The organism is Paraburkholderia sp. 31.1 (genome assembly GCF_014397645.1).
In the GTDB taxonomy this organism is placed as follows: Bacteria; Pseudomonadota; Gammaproteobacteria; order Burkholderiales; family Burkholderiaceae; genus Paraburkholderia; species Paraburkholderia tuberum.
The window spans coordinates 64,763-81,427 of the sequence record NZ_VZQN01000029.1 but is presented as its reverse complement, the minus strand read 5'-3'; the positions used below and the strand labels follow the sequence as shown (position 1 = coordinate 81,427).

Genomic DNA, 16,665 nt, shown 5'->3' with positions numbered 1-16,665 from the left:
CCTGCCGCTTCACGCTGTGTCGCGACAGGCTGCGCTCGACGCGCTTCAACCCGCATTTGCCTTGTGCTCGTGCGACGCCACGCGTTGCGATTGCGATTGCGATTGCGATTGCGATTGCGATTGCGATGGCGATGGCGATGGCGATGGCGATGGCGATGGCGATGGCGATGGCGATGGCGGTTGCGCGGCCATCGCGCGGGAGACCATTTCGTTTTGCTTGATGATCTTGTCGATCTCGGCGTCGGCCTGCGCATCGTAGTGCGCGAAAACATCGGTGCGATAACGCGTGTTCTGCGCCGCGCCCAACTGCGAACCGGATTCGTCGCGCGTGTCGGCGTCGACCGCCATCGACAGGCCGATACGCAGCGGATGCGCGGCCAGCTCGGCCGGGTCGAGCGCGATGCGAACCGGCAGCCGCTGCACGATCTTGATCCAGTTGCCGGTGGCGTTCTGCGCCGGCAGCGTCGCGAACGCGCTGCCGGTGCCGGCCGAAAAGCCCTCGATACGCCCGTGATATCGCGCGCCGCTACCGTAGACGTCCGATGTCAGCGTGACCCGCTGGCCGATCCGCATGTGCTTGAGCTGCACTTCCTTGAAGTTCGCGTCGACCCATACGCCGTCGAGCGGCACGATCGCCATCAGCGGCGTGCCGGGCGCGACCCGCTGGCCGACCTGCACCCGGCGCTGCGCGACGTAGCCGGTCACCGGCGCCGGCAAGGTATCGCGCGCATAGGCGAGCCACGCGGTCCGCACTTTCGCGGCGGCGGCCTGCACGTCCGGATGCTGCTCGACCGTGGTGCGATCGGTCAGCGCGTGGTTGGCTTCGCCCTGCTGGCGCGCGGCGTCGAGCGCTGCCCGCGCGACGCTGACCGCGTCGCGGGCGTGCGCGATGTCTTCGGCGGACACGGCGCCCGTGTCCGCGACGGCCTCGCGACGATGCAGGTCGTCGCGGGCGCGGCCCAGATCCGCTTCGCGCTGAGCGACGTTCGCCGCGTAGAAGTCGTTGTTGACATACAGGCCGCTCACGCGTCGCACGGTCTGGCCGAGCTGCGCTTCGGCATCGGCGAGCGCAAGTTTCGCATCGGCCGGATCGAGCGTGACGACGGGGTCGCCCTGCTTCACGATCTGCGTGTCGTCGGTGTTGACGGCGATCACCGTGCCGGTGACCTGCGGCGTCAGTTGCACGAGATTACCGCTGACGTACGCGTCGTCGGTCTCCTGGTGATAACGGCCCTCGGTGAAGTAGTACGCGCCGTAAGCCGCGCTCATGACCACGACCGCAGCGCCGAGCAGCGCGATCAGGCGTTTGCGGCGTGCCGGGGGCGTGGCCTTGTTGTCGCCTTGGGGCGTGGCGGACGCTTGCGCGCCGGTCTTCTGTTCGTCTTCCTGATCCGCCAGTTCGCGGTCGGTCGTGATCGAATCGCTCATTGCAGTTCTCCTGATAGGGTTCGCGACGTGCCGTTCAACGTGCGGCAACCGCGGGATTGGCTTGACTGGTGGGGACGGCGGCAACGTCGGCGTGATGGACGGTGCTCGCCGACGTATCGACATAGCCGCCGCCCAACACCGACGCGAGCTCGATCTGCTGGTCGCGGCGGTCCATCTTCAGATTTGCGATCGCCTCGTCGGCGTTCAGCGCGGTGACGTCGGCATTGAGCACGGTCAGCTGGTTGGTCAGGCCGGCCTTGTATTGCGTGGTCGCCAGTCGATCGGCATCGCTCGCGGCCTGCTGCGCGGCTTGCGCATCGCCGAGCTGCGCGTCGCTCGAGCGGATCTGCGCGACCTGCGTGGCCACGCCGCTCAGCGCGCCGATCAGCGTCTGGTTGTAGGTCGCGACCGCATAGTCGAACTCGGCGTAACGGCCCTTCAACTGCGCGCGCAGCTCACCCGCATCGAAGATCGGCAGATGGATCGCCGGGCCCACCGAGGCGGTGCGGCTCGCGGCGCTTAACAGGCGGCCGAAGCCGAACGCGTCGAAACCGATCGCGGCGCTCAGGTTGATGTCGGGATAGAACTCGGCCTTCGCTTCCTTCACCTCGTGCGTGATCGCATCGACGCGCCAGCGCGCCGCGACGATGTCGGGCCGGCGGCCCAGCAGATCGGCCGGCAGGTTGTCCGGCAGACGCACGTCGTCGCCGACGCCGAGCGTCGGCCGCGTGATCGCGAGTCCACGGTCGGGACCCTTGCCAAGCAGCGCCGCCAGTTGATACCGGGTGGTCAGGATGCTGCCGTCGAGCGCGCTGACGCGCGCACGGCTCGTGAACAGATTCGCCTCGGCCGTCTTGCGCTCCACTTCGGTATCGAGGCCGTTTGCGATGCGGCTCGCGGTGATGCGGTCGATCTGCTCGCGCCGCGCGACTTCCTGCTGCGCGATGTCGCGCAATGCGTAGAGCCGCGCCAGCTCGTTGTAAGTGCGGGCGATCGAGGTGTCGAGCGTGAGCCTGACGACTTCCACGTCGGCCTCGCTCGCGGACGCCTCCGAGACAGCCGCGCGCAGCGCCTCGCGGTTCTTGCCCCACAGGTCGAGATCGTAAGAAGCGCTCAGCAGCCCCTTGTTCTCCGTCTGCCATGAGCCGGCGTACGGCGGCGGAATCAACGCGGTGCTGCTGTACTGCTGGCGCGTCAGCGTGTACGACGCATCGACGCGCGGCAGCGTGTTCGCCTTCGCCGTTTCGCTATAGGCTTGCGCCTGCTCGACTCGCGCGCGCGCCTCGCCGAGCGTCGGGCTGCCTTGCAGCGCCTCGGCGATCAACGCTTTCAGTTGCGCGTCGCCGAACTGGTCGACCCAGTCGGCGGATGGCCAGTGCCCCTGCTCCTGCGGAAGGCTCTGCGCCGTTTCCAGCTGTTGTGGTTGATCGATCTGCTTGTCGCTGTGGATGCCCGCATAGTTTGCACATGCTGCCAGCACTGCGAAGGAGATCACCGAAACACCGAGCTTCAGCGAACGGGCGACGGTGTTTGCCCTGGAAGTCTGCGTTTTCATTTTCTGACAAATCAGATTAATTGGTGAAAAAAGCGCGGCACACGGCCGCGCCGTTCAATCGCCTGTGAACTTGCGAAGCAGGCGGTCCAGCTCGGCAAACTCGGCCTTCGTGAATTTGCGCAAGCGGGCGTTCAACACATGCGGTGCGACTTCCGGAATCCGCGCGGCGACTTTCTGCCCCTCCGCGGTCAAGGTCAGATTGACCACGCGGCGATCTTGCGGGTCGCGCGATCGTACCAGCAGCCCCTTCGATTCCAGCTTGTCCAGCATCCGCGTCATCAGGCCGGTGTCGATTCCGAGCAGCTTCGACAGCTCGAAAGGCGTGGTTGCCACACCCTGCTTCAGCGAAAGCAGGATGCCCATTTGCTGGCCGTTGATTTCGAGGTCCTTGAGCGCCGCGTCCATTTCCGCGACGACGACGTTACGGGCCTTGACGAGCCTGAAGCCGATACTGTTCGTAAGCATGAAGTTCTTCGTCGTGTAATGGTCCATGGCGGTGTCCTCCTCGTTGATTTGAACAATATCTGCATTGTCAGATAATGTCAAGAAGAGGATTGTGTGTTTCATTTTCCGCCCGAACCAGGTTGCCAAATTGGATTCAATGCCCGCCGGCGGCTGCCGCGCCCGCGGCACCACCCTTGGCCGGCTTCGTCACCCAGATCAGCGGGATGATGACGACAAAGATCACCGCCGAGATCCAGAAGATGTCGTTCAGGCCGAGCATCGTCGCCTGCGCGTTCAGCGAGGCTTCGTAAAAGGCCGTGGCCTTGGGAACGCCCGCGTCCAGCGCCGCCTGCAAGTGCGCGATCGCGCCGGTAAAGCCAGGATCGTCCACGCTCGTTTGTTCGGCAAGGCGCGCATGGTGCAGGATCGTACGGTCGTTCCACGCGGTGCTCATCAGCGACGTGCCCACCGCTCCCGCGAAAATGCGCACGAAGTTGGACAGACCCGCCGCCGCCGGAATCTCCTCCGGCTTCAGACCCGACAGGATGATCGCGGTGAGCGGCGTGAAGAACAGCGCGGTTGGAATGCCTTGCAGCAGCGTTGGCAACACCAGTGTCCAGGCGTCGACGCCGGTCGTGTAGTTCGAGCGCATGAAGAACACGCCGGCGAATCCGACGAACGCAAGCGTGGCAAGCACCCGCATGTCCGAACGAGGCATGATCTTGCCCATCACCGGGGCGAGGATCACGGCAAAAATGCCGAGCGGCGCGGTCACGAGCCCCGCGTCCACCGCCCGGTAGCCGAGAAAGCCCTGAATCCACTGCGGCAGGATCACGAGATTGGCGAAGAAGATGGCATAGGCGACCGAAATCGCAATCGTGCCGCCGAGAAAGTTACGTCTGGCGAAAAGCCGCAGGTTGACGATCGGTTTCTCCTCGGTCAATTCCCAGATCAGGAAGAACAGGAAGCTCACCACGGCGACGATCGTCAGCGCCCAGATCACCGGCGAGCTGAACCAGTCGAGGTCGCGGCCCTTGTCGAGCATGATCTGCAGCGGTGCGACCCATGCGATCAGCGAGATCAGGCCGACCTTGTCGATCGGGAGCTTGCGGGCCGGCGTCTCGCGGTCGCGGTAGATCGCCCAGATCGCGCCCGCGGCGAACAGGCCGACCGGCACGTTGATGTAGAAGATCCACGACCAGCTGTAGCTGTCGGTGATCCAGCCGCCGAGTGCCGGGCCCGCAATCGGCCCGACCGTCGCCGTCATTGCCCACAGCGCCAGCGCGTTCGAGCTTTTTTCCTTCGGAAACGAGCCGAGCAGCAATGCCTGAGAAAGCGGCACCAGCGGCCCCGCCACCGCGCCCTGCACGACACGGGCGGCGAGCAGCACCATCAGGTTCGGAGCGAGGCCGCACGCCGCCGATGACAGCACGAACAGCAGGATCGCCCCGACGAACAGCCTGACCTGGCCGATGCGCTGCGTGAGCCACCCTGTCAACGGAATCGACACCGCGTTGGCCGCGGCAAACAGCGTGATGACCCATGTGCCTTCGTCGATCGACACACCGAGGTTGCCGGACAGCGTAGGAATCGCGACGTTGGCGATCGACGAATCCAGCACATTCATGAAGGTGGCGAGCGCCACCGCAAACGTGCCGAGAGCAAATTTTGCGCCAGTCAGTTGGGCCGGCGCGCCCGGGTTGGCCGATGGATTCATGTCACGTCCTCGTCTCGGTTCGAAGCGCCCGTCAGTCGCGGGCGATTATCTGCAATGTCAGATAAATGGTTAAAAAAATGCCGCCTCAGCGGTCGAGCAGTCTTGAAAGCAGCAGGCTCAACGCGTCGAAATCGGACTTCGAGAAATGCGAAAGCCGCTCGCTCCATGCTCCCTGGATAACCCGTGTGTTCCGGGCGGCGACGGTCTGCCCTTCCTGCGTCAACGACACATCCACGAGACGACGATCCCTGCCGTTGCGGGCGCGCTCGATCAATCCGCTGTTTTCGAGCTTGTCCAGCACGCGGGTCATCCGGGCCGGGTGGACACCCGCCAATTTCGACAGTGCGGCCGGTGTTTTCACGCTGCCGCGCGCCAGCGTGAGCAGAACGCCGCGCTCCTGCAGATTCAGTCCTGCATCCGCGAGCCCCGCCCTGAGTTCGCTTGCAATCAGCTGACGCGCCTGACCCAGCACGGACGCCAGCTTCTGCGTGCGCTCAAAGTCTTCGTTGATCGAATCATCCATCGATCGCCTCCTCGATATCTGACTTCAATATATTTGACTATGCAGATTTATGCAAGCGGATTTCCTCGCGGTATGCACTACATGGTGTAAAAACTGAATTGAACCGCCGGCGAATATCGCCGCGATTGCTTGGGGCTAAATTCTTTCCGGCACGGATTCGGGCGCTGCTCGCTCTCCCTTCAGGAGGACGGAACGATGACTGACAAACCGCTTACGCTGGGTATCGATCACGTCGGACTCACCGTCCGCGATCTGAACCTCACGCGCGACTTCTTCGTGAAGTGTCTGGGCTGGCAGCAGGTGGGAGAGAGGCCTGCCTATCCGGCTGCGTTCGTGTCGGACGGACACGTGGTGGTGACGCTCTGGCAGGTCACCGATTCCAGCCGCTTCGTCGAATTCGATCGCAAGGTCCATGTCGGACTGCATCATCTTGCGCTGCGCGTGGGCAGCGAGGCAGCACTGCAGGACATCTTCGCGCGCGTGTCCGCCTGGCCGGGCGTCAAAGTCGAATTCGCGCCCGAAGACCTCGGCGGCGGGCCCAAACGCCACACGATGGTGTACGAGCCGGGCGGCATCAGACTCGAATTCGATCACGACCCGCGAACGCAGGCATCGTGAACGCGGATGCGCGCGACAGACCGACCGGCACCGACAGGACCACTGCCGCTACGCGCCATCACTCACCGCTTGTTCCTGCGGCTCACAACTGTTTGTCCGCGCCTTGTGTGCAAAAGCGGAGCACGACCTCATAAATTAGTAGCGATCGGAGCCATCAGTCCGATCACAGATTGCTGATCCAACCTACTTCGAGGTTCACTATGAATCAGTCTCCCAAAGTCATCGTGGTCACCGGTGCATCGCAAGGCATCGGCGCCGAAACCGTCAAGGCATTTCGCAAGCTCGGCCATAACGTGGTCGCGACATCGCGCGGCATCAAGCCGTCCGACGATCCCAACCTCGTCACCGTGGCCGGTGACATCGCCGATCCGGACACGGCTCGACGGGTGATCGAGACGGCCGTGGCGCGCTTCGGTCGTGTCGACACGCTCGTCAACAATGCGGGCATTTTCGTGGCCAAGCCGTTCACCCAATACACCGCGGAAGATTACGCGACGATCACCGGCATCAATCTCGCGGGCTTCTTCCACATCACGCAGCTCGCGATCGCCGAGATGGAGAAGCATGGGCGCGGGCACGTGGTCAGCATCACGACGAGCCTCGTGGATCACGCGATTGACGGCGTACCGTCCGTGTTGACCTCGCTGACCAAGGGGGGCCTCGCCGCCGCGACCCGCTCGCTCGCGATCGAGTATGCGAAGCGCGGAATTCGCGCCAACGCGGTTTCGCCCGGCATCATCAAGTCACCGATGCACGCGCCCGAAACGCATGCGGCGCTTGGCGCATTGCATCCAGTAGGTCATATGGGCGAGATGAGCGACATCGTGAATGCGATCCTCTATCTCGACTCGGCGCCGTTCGTGACCGGCGAGATCCTGCATGTGGACGGCGGCCAGAGCGCCGGCCACTGAGCGGGCCATGCGATGAAGCGGCGCGCGCCGCTCAATGCGCGCGCGTGCTCGGCGCGGGCGTCGCGGGTTTGGCCAACTGCTCGACGAGAAATTCGACGAAAGCCCGCACGCGCGAGGTCAGGTAGCGCGCGTGCGGATAAAGCAGGATGAATGGCCGCGTGCGTCCGCCCGCTTCGCGCAACACTTCCACGAGCCGACCTTCGCGCAGGTCGTCCTCCACGACGAAGCGATACGTCTGAAACAGGCCCGCGCTGGCACGCGCGAGCGTCACGCCGGCGAGCGCGTCGCCCGAGGTTCCATAGCTGCCCTGCGTCAGCACGTCGCCATCTTCAGGCGAACCCTCGAAGGTCCAGGCGAGATGGCGCCCGCTGCTCGGCAGTTCGAACTGGATGCACTCGTGCGCCCGCAGGTCCTCGACGGTTTTCGGCACGCCCGCGCGCTTCAGATAGGCGGGCGCCGCCACCACGACCATTTCCGCGTCTTCGAGCTTGCGCGCGACGAGATTTGAATCGGCCAGTGCGCGACCGCGTATCGCGAGATCGAAACCTTGTTCCGCAAAGTCGATGTTGCGATTGCTCAGGTGCGTCTCGACCTGGACTTGCGGATAGCGCTCGCGAAACGCCGGCAATAGCGGCAACACGCGATAGTGTCCATACGGCGTCGGCATGCTGATGCGCAGCACGCCGGCCGGCGTGGTCTGCTCGCCCGTTACTTCGCGCTCGGCATCCATCAGTTGCGACAGCGCTTGCCGGCACCGCTCGAAGTAGCGCCGCCCCGCGTCGGTCAGACGGATCTGGCGCGTAGTGCGCACGAACAGGCGCACGCCGAGCCGTTCCTCGAGCCGCGCCACCGAGCGGCTCACCGCCGCCGGTGTGACACTCGCGGCGTTGGCCGCCAGCGTGAAGCTACCCAGCTCCGCCGCGAGACAGAAGAGTTCGATGCTGCCCAGCAGGAGATCGTCGAATTTGCGTTGCATGCCTGTCCGCCTTTGTTTTGTTGGCTTGAGAACCCGTCGATCGCGGCCGCGCTGGACCGAATGCATGGGTGCGGAACCGAGGCTGGAAGCTAATCGGACATCGGCCCGCGCATGCCCCACGCGTGCCGATGTGTTCCATCTGTGCGCTGGTATTGAAGCTGGACTGCTAGTTCCACACCGATTGCAACCGCTCGATACTTTCTCGCGTTTCGCGTTCCAGTTGCGCCATCAGTTCGCCGGCCGGCAACGAGCGCGCAAGCGGCGCGGCCTGGCCCGCCCATTGCGCGCCGTAGCCGAATTCACCCTTGGCCTTGGCGGCTGCATTGAGCGCCTTGCCCGCGTCATAGGTGATCGGATAGGACGGCGTACGCGGGGCTTGCGGGTCCTCGCCGAGCGCGGTGAAGCGATTGACGATGCTGCGCGCGAGCCGCCCCGAAATGACCGACGTGAACGTCGTCGAGCGTGCTGCATCGCTGAGCAACGCGCGGCGATAGCCGTCGTCGATCGAGGTTTCCGGGCACGCGACGAACGCCGTGCCCAATTGCGCAGCCTGCGCGCCCAGCGCGAGCGCGGCCGCGATGCCGGCGCCGTCCATGATGCCGCCCGCCGCAATCACGGGCAGGTCGAACTGGCTCGCGAGCAGGCGTGTCAGCGCGAACGTGCCGAGGCGTTCGTCGCGCCCGGTCGTGTCGAACACGCCGCGATGACCGCCCGCTTCGATGCCCTGCGCGACGATCGCATCGACACCCGCCTCGACGGCCGCCGCCGCTTCGTCGAGATTGGTCGCGCTCGCCAGCAAACGGATGCCCACGTGCTTCAGTTGCGCGATCACCGCATCGGGCGGCAAACCGAAATGGAAGCTCACGACGGTTGGCTTCTCCGCGAGCAGCATCGCCTGCATCGCGGTGTCGACGACGAAGCTCGTGTAGATCTCGGAGAGCGCTTGCGGCGGCGTCGCGCCGTATTGCCGGAACACCGGTTCGAGCCAGTCGAGCCATGCACGTTCGACGGCCGCATCGGATGTCGCCGGGCGATGGCAGAACACGTTGATGTTGAACGGCTTCGTCGTTAGCTCGCGAGTCTGATGGATCGCGCGGCGCGCGTTCTCCGCGTTCATCGCGGCAACGCCGAGCGAGCCGAGGCCGCCCGCGTTCGACACCGCGGCGGCCAGCGCCGGCGTGGTGACGCCGGCCATGGGCGCCTGAATGATCGGCTTGTCGATGCCGAGCGTGCGCAGTAACGCGCGATTATCCGCTTGTGTGCTCATGTTCCCTTCCCACCGGATGCGTTAAACGATTCGATGTGCCTGCCAGCTTGCCAGCATGTCAGGCCCCAGCGCGGCGGTGCGCCCAGCGCGCGAGGCCGCCGCAAGCGATCAGCAGCGCGCCGGTCACGAAGAACACCGCGTGCAGCCCGAGATGAACGCCGATCACGCCGCCGATCACCGGTCCCACCACCTGGCCGCTGAATTGCGCCGATTGCAGATAACCGAGCATGCGGCCGGTCCTGCTTTCATCCACCGATTGCCGCGCCAGCTTGCCGATCGAGGGCAACAGGCCCGCGAGCGTCATACCCATCAGCACGCGCAAAGCCGCGAGCTGCCACCAGTGCGTGACGAAGGCTTGCGGCACCATCGCCAGCCCCGTGAGCACGAGGCAGACAACGATCACGCGCCAGCTCCCGAACCGGTCGGCCAGCGCGCCGAGGCGCGCGGCCGTCAGCATGCTTCCGAGCGCCGAGCATGCCATAACCACGCCGGCCACGCGCGCAAGATGCGTGGCATTCACGCCAAGGCCGCCGATATACACGGTGATGATCGGCTCGATCGACATGTTGGCGAGCAGCACCATCATCGCGGTCACGAGGAGCGCGGCCACCACCGCGTAATTGGTGCGTCGGGCGGGCGCGTCGGCGGTGCCGCGCGCATGAGCTTTCGCGTCGCTATCCGGGTGAAACTCTTCCTTCACCACGAAGATGGTGAGCAGCGCCGCCGCCGCGATCATCGCGCCGCCCGCGAAGAACGTGCCGCGAATGCCGATCCAGTCTGGCAGCACGCCGCCGATGAGCGGCCCGACCAGATTGCCCGCGAGCGCGCCCGTCGAAAGTATGCCGAGCGCCCAACCCGCGCGCTCGCGCGGCGCCTGGGTGCCCACCATCACCGTGGAAGCCGATGCATAGCCGCCCACCAGACCTGCGATCAGACGCAGCGCGACCAGTTCGTAGACATTGTGCGCCACGCCGATCAAAGACATCACCAGGGCCATACCGATCGCCGCGCGAACAAGCATGGGTTTGCGGCCGAAACGGTCGGCCAGACGCCCCCACAGTGGCGCGGTAAGAGCGGTGCCGAGGAAGGTCGCGCCGAAGGCGATGCCCGACCACTGGATCACCGCGGACGGCGAGCTGACGCCGAGTTGCCGCACGTAAAACGGCAGGAACGGCAGCAGCATGCTGAGGCTCACGAGCGTCGTGAACGAGCCGATCACGCAGACGACCAGATTGCGCCGCCAGTACTGGAGGTTGCGCTCGGCGTAGCCGCGTGGCCGCGCGTCGTGCTGCAGGTGCGTCGGCACGAGCGCCGCCGGTGAAGAGGAAACCGTGGCATTCATTTCACGCTCCGTGCGGAAAACAGATCGACGGCGAGTGCGAGCAGAAGCGCCACCGCGCCAATCGCGTAGAGCACCAGATAATTGCCGCCGCTTGTAGAGAACACGAACGAAAGACCGTAGGCCGCCAGCGCCTGCATCACGGCGAAGCTCGTCGTTGCGCGGCTCCATGCGCCCTTGACGGCGGACGGATGGTGCGCGAGCAACTCGTTCACGCGGCCGAGCGCCAGCGGCACGATACCCGGCGTGAATGCGCCCACGACAAAGGCGGAGACCATCAGCCCCGCCGACCCGAACAAGCCCGCGGCGGGAATCGCGACCGCAACGGCCTGCACCAGATACGCGACGCGCAGCGCGCGGCCGAAACCCGCGCGATCGGCGAGATGCCCCGCCGCGAGCGGCCCGACGATCGCGCCGAGGCCGTACAGCACCCAGAATTCGGCGCCCGCATCGACGCCGCGGCCAAGCCCGCGCGCGACGAAATCGACGAGGAACAGCATGTGCGGCACGAGCCCCACCGCGTTCAGACCATACTCGGCATAGAGCGCGCGCAGGCCGGCACGAGGATAGGCCGGCGCTGTTTCGAAGCGCGAACGCGCAGCGGCGTGCGCGGGTGCGGTGTGCTCGGGCCAGCCGTTCCACGCGACGGCGGTCAGCGCGAGCGAAACGGCCGCGAGCCCGAGCCAGGTCCACGTGAGCCCCTGACGCAACAGAATCGGCACGATCGTGCCCGAGGCCGCGATGCCGAGCCCGATCCCCGTGAAGATGCCACCGCTCGCGAAGCCCCGGCGCGCCGCCGGCACGTGCGCGAGGATCGTGGGTGCGGCGAGCACCATCAACGCGCCGCCCGAGAGCCCCGAGGCCAGGCGCCAGATGAAAAACCACAGGAACGACACGGGCACCGCGCAGGCCACGAAGGCGATGGTCGCGAGCAGCATCATCGCGCGCAGCACGCTGGCGGGTTTCGCCACGCGTACCATCGCGCCCGCCAGCAGTGCGCCGGCCAGATAGCCGCCGAGGTTCGCCGCGCCGAGATAGGCCGCGCTCGAGGCGGGAAACCAGTGCGCGCCGATGATAGCCGGCAAAAGCGGCGTATAGGCAAAGCGCGCGAGACCGATGCCGATCAGGCTCGCGCTGGCCCCGGCGAGCGTGCCCCGCCAGACGTTGTAGCCGGCCGGAGCGGCCGGATTCGAGATGGCTTGCTGCATGACGACTCCCATGGACCGGTGCTGTTAAGCACCCGATGAATATGGGAGCCAGTCTAGAACGACTCGCATCTCGGGAGAATCACCGCACTGCGTAAGTCATTCTTCCGCGCGGCGATCGAATCAGCGTCGATCGGCGTCGGTGATTTGCTGGGCCCGCTCGAAATACTCGCGCAGCAGCGGCGTGGCGAAATCGACGAAACCGCGCACCTTCGGCACCGCAAGGCGCCCGTGCGGCGTCACCAGATTGACGGGCAACGGCGTATGCTCGCTGTCGCGCAGCACGATTTTCAGCGCGCCGGCCTTGACCTGCTCGGCCACGTGATAGGAGAAAAGCCGCGTGACGCCATGCCCGGCCACGGCCGAAGACAGCGCAGCGCGAATCGTGTTGACGATGAAGCGCGGCGTGAACCGCACGACCTGCGGCAGCGCCGTTTGACGGGCCGCCGGAAAGCTCCACGAATCGAGCCCGAAATGCGTCATCGAGATGATCGGATGGCTGGCCAGATCGGCGGGGACATCGATGGCCGGGTGCGTGGCGAGATAGTCGGGCGAAGCGACCACCACCCGCCTCACCTCGCCCAGCGGAATGGCGACGAGCGTGGAGTCCTGTAGATGAGCGATGCGCAACGCCACGTCGATGCCCTCGTCGACGAGGCTCACGGGCCGGTCGAGCAGGTGCAGGCGGATCGACGCCTGGGGATGGCGATCGAGAAACGAATCGACAATCGGGCGCAGCACCTCCTCGCCCACCGCCACCGCCGCCGTCACGCCTAGCAGTCCGCGCGGCGCGGAGCGCTCGTCGGCTGCAAGCAGGTCCGCCTCCTCCAGATCCGCGAGGATGCGCCGGCACGCCAGCGCATAGCGCTCGCCCGCCTCGCTGAGCCGGATCGTGCGCGTGGTGCGGTGTAGCAGCGGCGTGCCCGTATGCGTCTCCAGAAACGCGATGGCCCGGCTCACCGCTGCGGGCGAGCGGCCCAGCCGACGGCCTGCGCCCGCCAGACTGCCCTCGTCGAGCGTGGCGACGAATACCTTCATGGCGTCGATACGGTCCATTGCGTGTTTGGTCTTGAGATCGGGCCTTGGTGGCGCCGCGGTCTTTCAGGGCGGTGAATTCCGGCACGATCTTAGCGGAATCAGTGCTTGTGCAATGCGTGCGCGATCAGCCTGTCAGAGCGGGTGCAGCACCGTTTGCGCGATGCCGGCCGCCACACACAGCACGACGACCGCAAGCGGCGGCACTTTCCAGCGCAGCAACAGCAAAAAGCCGATGCACGCCACGGCGAAATCCGTCGCCGACAGGACCGCGCTCGTCCACACCGGCGAATAAAGCGCGGCGGCCAGCAGGCCGACCACCGCGGCATTGACGCCGGCAAGCGCCGCCGCCATCGCCGCACGCGCGCGCAGCGCCTGCCACCACGGCAATGCGGCGAGAACGAGCAGCAGACCCGGCAGAAAGATGCCCACTGTCGCCAGCAGTGCGCCGCTCCAGTGTCTGGGTGGCAGCGCCATCATCCAGCCGAGAAACGCCGCGAACGTGAACAGCGGTCCGGGTACGGCCTGGGCCGCGCCATAGCCGGCCAGGAAGTCGTTGGGCGCGACCCATCCGGTCGCGACGGTTGCCCGCTGCAACAACGGCAGCACCACGTGGCCGCCTCCGAACACGAGCGCGCCGGAGCGATAGAACGCATCGAATACGCGGATGCCTTGCGAGGTCCCGCTTGCCGCCCATAGCGGCAACGCGAACAGCAATGCGCAGAAGACCACTAGCGCGACGATGCCTGCCGTGCGCGACACCTGAAAATCGCCGGCCCGCAGAGCAATGGCGCGTGGCGCCTGCACCGCCGTGGTCCGGCACAGCGCGACACCGAGCACGGCGCCGGCGCCGATCACGATCAGTTGGGCGTAGACGGTGCCAGGCACGCTGAGCAATCCGAGCGATGCGAGCGCGATCGCCGCGCGGCGGCGATCCGGACACAGACGCCGCGCCATGTCCCAGACGGCCTGCGCGACGACGGCCACCGCGACGAGCTTCAGGCCGTGAATCACGCCCGTGCCGAGCGCGCCGCCCAGGTCCGGCGCGATCGCGGCAAAGGCCAGCATCACGAGTACCGACGGCAGCGTGAAGCCGCACCAGGCCGCTAGCCCCCCACCCCACCCGGCCCGCAGCAGCCCGATCGAAAACCCCGCCTGGCTGCTCGCGGGTCCCGGCAGAAATTGGCAAAGGCCGATCAGGTCGGTGAAGGCTTCATCGTCGAGCCAGCGGCGCCGCTCGACGAACTCGCGCCGGAAGTAGCCGATGTGAGCGATCGGACCGCCGAAACTGGTCAGCCCGAGTTTCAGAAAGACGATGAAAACCTCGATCACGCGCGTGAGCCGTGAGCGGCGCGGCGACGACAAATCAGTATCCATGGATGTGCGGGTTCGAGCGCTGCCGATGTCGAGAGCCGGCGGGCAAGGCGCCGTCGGCGGGCCTCGTGTTTGACGACGCACAGTATAGAGGCCTACGGCGCGACCACGCGCCGCACCCGCGCTTGATCTGGGTCAATCGTGCCCCTTGCTTCCCGCCACACACTGGTCGCGACATCCGGAACACTGTTCGAGTCATGCGCGCAGCCGCGCCGCCGATCGTTGGATATCGGCAGTCGCGGTGTGCCCTTCCCATATCACTCATTCAAGCCAGCGAGGAGACTATGTCCACTGTCGCCATCAACCATCAAGCGCCGGAAACGGCGGCCCCGCCGCTTCTGACGGACACGGCCATCGACGGCATGGCCGCCTACGAAGCGCTCGTCAACGAAGCGCGCAGCGACCGGACCGGCTTCTGGGCGCGGCTCGCGCGCGAGCATCTGAGCTGGCACCGGCCCTTCACCAAGGTACTCGACGAATCGAACGCACCGTTCTTCAAATGGTTCGACGACGGTCTGTTGAACGCGTCGTACAACTGCCTCGATCGTCATCTGCACGACGGCAATGCCAACAAGACCGCGATCATTTTCGAGGCCGACGACGGCAGCGTGACGACCATCACCTACCGGCAACTGCATGCGCGCGTGTGCCGCCTCGCGAACGCGCTGCGCGCGCGCGGCATCGCGTGTGGGGACCGCGTGATGATCTATCTGCCGATGTCGATCGAAGGCGTCGTCGCGATGCAGGCCTGCGCGCGCATCGGCGCGCTGCATTCGGTCGTGTTCGGCGGCTTCTCGGCGAAGTCGCTGCATGAACGGATGGTCGATGTCGGCGCCGTCGCCGTCATTACCGCCGACGAGCAGATGCGCGGCGGCAAGAACCTGCCGTTGAAATCCGTTGTCGACGAAGCGCTGAAGATGGCAGGCACCGACGGCATCCATACCGTGATCGTCTATCGGCGCACGGGCGGCTCGATCCTGTGGGACGAACCGCGCGACTGCTGGCTGCACGAACTCGAAGCGGCCCAACCCGACACCTGCGAGCCCGAATGGGTCGGTGCCGAGCATCCGCTGTTCGTGCTGTACACGTCCGGTTCGACCGGCACGCCGAAGGGCGTGCAGCACAGTACGGCGGGCTATCTGCTATGGGCCGCCGTCACGATGAAGTGGACCTTCGACCTCCGCGCGGACGACGTGTACTGGTGCACGGCCGACATCGGCTGGATCACGGGACACAGCTACATCTGCTATGGCCCGACCGCGGTCGGCGCGACCCAGGTGATTTTCGAGGGCGTGCCGACGTGGCCGGACGCGGGACGGTTCTGGGAGATGATCGCGCGGCACAAGGTCAGCATCTTCTATACGGCGCCCACCGCGATCCGCTCGCTAATCAAGGCCGCCGAGACGGACAGCGGCGTGCATCCGCGCCGCTTCGACCTCGACTCGTTGCGTTTGCTCGGCACCGTCGGCGAGCCGATCAATCCGAGCGCGTGGGAGTGGTTTGCGCGCGAAGTGGGCGGCGGGCGCTGTCCGGTGCTCGACACCTTCTGGCAAACCGAAACGGGCGGCCACATGATCACGCCGCTGCCGGGCGCAACACCGCTCGTCGCGGGATCGTGCACGTTGCCGCTGCCTGGCATCGAGGTGGCGATCGTCGACGAAACCGGCTGCGAACTGCCGAACGGCCAGGGCGGGCTGTTGGTCGTCAAGGAGCCGTGGCCGTCGATGCTGCGCGCGATCTGGCGCAATCCCCAGCGCTTCCGCAGCGGCTACTACCCCGCGGACCTGGGCGGCAAGCTCTATCTGGCCGGCGACGGCGCGATCCGCGATCCGCAGACCGGCTACTTCACGATCACCGGCCGCATCGACGACGTGCTGAACGTGTCCGGCCACCGCATGGGCACGATGGAAATCGAATCGGCGCTCGCCGCGCATCCGCTGGTCGCGGAGGCCGCGGTCGTCGGCAGGCCCGACGAGACCATCGGCGAAGCCATCGTCGCGTTCGTCGTGCTCAAGGGCCCACGCCCGCAAGGCACCGAAGCAAGGCAGCTCGCCGACCAGCTGCGCGCGTGGGTCGGCAAGGAAATCGGGCCGATCGCCAAGCCGAAGGAAATCCGCTTCGGCGACAGCATGCCGAAGACGCGCTCCGGCAAGGTCGTGCGGCGTCTGCTGCGTTCGGTCGCGAAGGGAGAAACGCTCGCGCAGGACATGTCGACCGTCGAAAACCCCGCCGTGCTGCGGCAGTTCGGCCACCACGAGTAAGCCCCCCCGGAT

Annotated in this window: 14 protein-coding genes; 3 read left to right on the top strand and 11 right to left on the bottom strand. The window is 66.0% G+C overall.

All coding sequences use genetic code 11. The features are described 5' to 3' along the window. Positions 1–45 precede the first annotated feature (45 nt). The 5 genes from F6X37_RS22465 to F6X37_RS22445 form a co-directional block, all read right to left on the bottom strand. A complete protein-coding gene (locus F6X37_RS22465) occupies positions 46–1,428 on the bottom strand; it encodes an HlyD family efflux transporter periplasmic adaptor subunit (protein WP_187612798.1) in 1,383 nt (460 codons plus the stop codon). A gap of 34 nt (positions 1,429–1,462) precedes the next feature. Continuing rightward, the gene (locus tag F6X37_RS22460; RefSeq protein ID WP_187612797.1) at positions 1,463–2,983 is read right to left on the bottom strand and encodes an efflux transporter outer membrane subunit; all 1,521 of its coding nucleotides are present in this window, start codon (positions 2,981–2,983) and stop codon (positions 1,463–1,465) included. Positions 2,984–3,037: 54 nt separating this feature from the next. After that, positions 3,038–3,475 carry a MarR family winged helix-turn-helix transcriptional regulator gene (locus tag F6X37_RS22455; RefSeq protein ID WP_184067764.1) on the bottom strand — a complete coding sequence of 146 codons (438 nt, stop codon included), beginning with the start codon at positions 3,473–3,475 and terminating at the stop codon, positions 3,038–3,040. Positions 3,476–3,581: 106 nt separating this feature from the next. After that, positions 3,582–5,144 carry a DHA2 family efflux MFS transporter permease subunit gene (locus F6X37_RS22450; protein WP_187612796.1) on the bottom strand — a complete coding sequence of 521 codons (1,563 nt, stop codon included), beginning with the start codon at positions 5,142–5,144 and terminating at the stop codon, positions 3,582–3,584. Positions 5,145–5,229: 85 nt separating this feature from the next. Continuing rightward, positions 5,230–5,667, bottom strand: a complete 438-nt coding sequence (locus F6X37_RS22445) for a MarR family winged helix-turn-helix transcriptional regulator (protein WP_187612795.1) — start codon at positions 5,665–5,667, stop codon at positions 5,230–5,232. A 195-nt stretch (positions 5,668–5,862) separates the two neighbouring features. On the opposite strand from F6X37_RS22445, the gene F6X37_RS22440 reads away from it, so the two are divergent. Together F6X37_RS22440 and F6X37_RS22435 are read left to right on the top strand one after the other, a co-directional pair. Continuing rightward, a complete protein-coding gene (locus F6X37_RS22440; RefSeq protein WP_187612794.1) occupies positions 5,863–6,285 on the top strand; it encodes a VOC family protein in 423 nt (140 codons plus the stop codon). A 200-nt stretch (positions 6,286–6,485) separates the two neighbouring features. Beyond that, the gene (locus F6X37_RS22435) at positions 6,486–7,196 is read left to right on the top strand and encodes an SDR family NAD(P)-dependent oxidoreductase (RefSeq protein ID WP_187612793.1); all 711 of its coding nucleotides are present in this window, start codon (positions 6,486–6,488) and stop codon (positions 7,194–7,196) included. 31 nt (positions 7,197–7,227) lie between these two features. Here the strand turns inward: F6X37_RS22435 and F6X37_RS22430 are convergent, their stop codons facing one another. From F6X37_RS22430 to chrA, 6 genes are all read right to left on the bottom strand, one after another. Continuing rightward, the gene (locus tag F6X37_RS22430) at positions 7,228–8,172 is read right to left on the bottom strand and encodes a LysR family transcriptional regulator (protein ID WP_187612792.1); all 945 of its coding nucleotides are present in this window, start codon (positions 8,170–8,172) and stop codon (positions 7,228–7,230) included. Between the two features lie 166 nt (positions 8,173–8,338). After that, positions 8,339–9,439 (bottom strand): NAD(P)H-dependent flavin oxidoreductase, encoded by a 1,101-nt coding sequence (locus F6X37_RS22425; RefSeq protein ID WP_187612791.1) that lies wholly within the window; start codon positions 9,437–9,439, stop codon positions 8,339–8,341. A 58-nt stretch (positions 9,440–9,497) separates the two neighbouring features. Then, positions 9,498–10,781 carry an MFS transporter gene (locus F6X37_RS22420; protein WP_187612790.1) on the bottom strand — a complete coding sequence of 428 codons (1,284 nt, stop codon included), beginning with the start codon at positions 10,779–10,781 and terminating at the stop codon, positions 9,498–9,500. Continuing rightward, complete coding sequence (locus F6X37_RS22415) at positions 10,778–11,986, bottom strand: YbfB/YjiJ family MFS transporter (protein ID WP_187612789.1); 1,209 nt, start codon at positions 11,984–11,986, stop codon at positions 10,778–10,780. Before F6X37_RS22415 ends, F6X37_RS22420 begins: the two co-directional genes overlap by 4 nt. A gap of 120 nt (positions 11,987–12,106) precedes the next feature. Then, the gene (locus F6X37_RS22410) at positions 12,107–13,039 is read right to left on the bottom strand and encodes a LysR family transcriptional regulator (RefSeq protein ID WP_187612788.1); all 933 of its coding nucleotides are present in this window, start codon (positions 13,037–13,039) and stop codon (positions 12,107–12,109) included. A gap of 114 nt (positions 13,040–13,153) precedes the next feature. After that, entirely contained in the window at positions 13,154–14,395 is a 1,242-nt protein-coding gene (gene chrA, locus F6X37_RS22405; RefSeq protein ID WP_187612787.1) for a chromate efflux transporter, read from the bottom strand. 359 nt (positions 14,396–14,754) lie between these two features. On the opposite strand from chrA, the gene acs reads away from it, so the two are divergent. Further along, positions 14,755–16,653 carry an acetate--CoA ligase gene (gene acs, locus F6X37_RS22400; protein ID WP_262419988.1) on the top strand — a complete coding sequence of 633 codons (1,899 nt, stop codon included), beginning with the start codon at positions 14,755–14,757 and terminating at the stop codon, positions 16,651–16,653. Positions 16,654–16,665 lie beyond the last annotated feature (12 nt).

Coding starts and splice junctions, on each gene's coding strand:
- F6X37_RS22465 (WP_187612798.1), bottom strand. CDS start 1,428: ATGAGCGATTCGATCACGACCGACCGCGAACTGGCGGATCAGGAAGAC.
- F6X37_RS22460 (WP_187612797.1), bottom strand. CDS start 2,983: ATGAAAACGCAGACTTCCAGGGCAAACACCGTCGCCCGTTCGCTGAAG.
- F6X37_RS22455 (WP_184067764.1), bottom strand. CDS start 3,475: ATGGACCATTACACGACGAAGAACTTCATGCTTACGAACAGTATCGGC.
- F6X37_RS22450 (WP_187612796.1), bottom strand. CDS start 5,144: ATGAATCCATCGGCCAACCCGGGCGCGCCGGCCCAACTGACTGGCGCA.
- F6X37_RS22445 (WP_187612795.1), bottom strand. CDS start 5,667: ATGGATGATTCGATCAACGAAGACTTTGAGCGCACGCAGAAGCTGGCG.
- F6X37_RS22440 (WP_187612794.1), top strand. CDS start 5,863: ATGACTGACAAACCGCTTACGCTGGGTATCGATCACGTCGGACTCACC.
- F6X37_RS22435 (WP_187612793.1), top strand. CDS start 6,486: ATGAATCAGTCTCCCAAAGTCATCGTGGTCACCGGTGCATCGCAAGGC.
- F6X37_RS22430 (WP_187612792.1), bottom strand. CDS start 8,172: ATGCAACGCAAATTCGACGATCTCCTGCTGGGCAGCATCGAACTCTTC.
- F6X37_RS22425 (WP_187612791.1), bottom strand. CDS start 9,439: ATGAGCACACAAGCGGATAATCGCGCGTTACTGCGCACGCTCGGCATC.
- F6X37_RS22420 (WP_187612790.1), bottom strand. CDS start 10,781: ATGAATGCCACGGTTTCCTCTTCACCGGCGGCGCTCGTGCCGACGCAC.
- F6X37_RS22415 (WP_187612789.1), bottom strand. CDS start 11,986: ATGCAGCAAGCCATCTCGAATCCGGCCGCTCCGGCCGGCTACAACGTC.
- F6X37_RS22410 (WP_187612788.1), bottom strand. CDS start 13,039: ATGGACCGTATCGACGCCATGAAGGTATTCGTCGCCACGCTCGACGAG.
- chrA (WP_187612787.1), bottom strand. CDS start 14,395: ATGGATACTGATTTGTCGTCGCCGCGCCGCTCACGGCTCACGCGCGTG.
- acs (WP_262419988.1), top strand. CDS start 14,755: ATGGCCGCCTACGAAGCGCTCGTCAACGAAGCGCGCAGCGACCGGACC.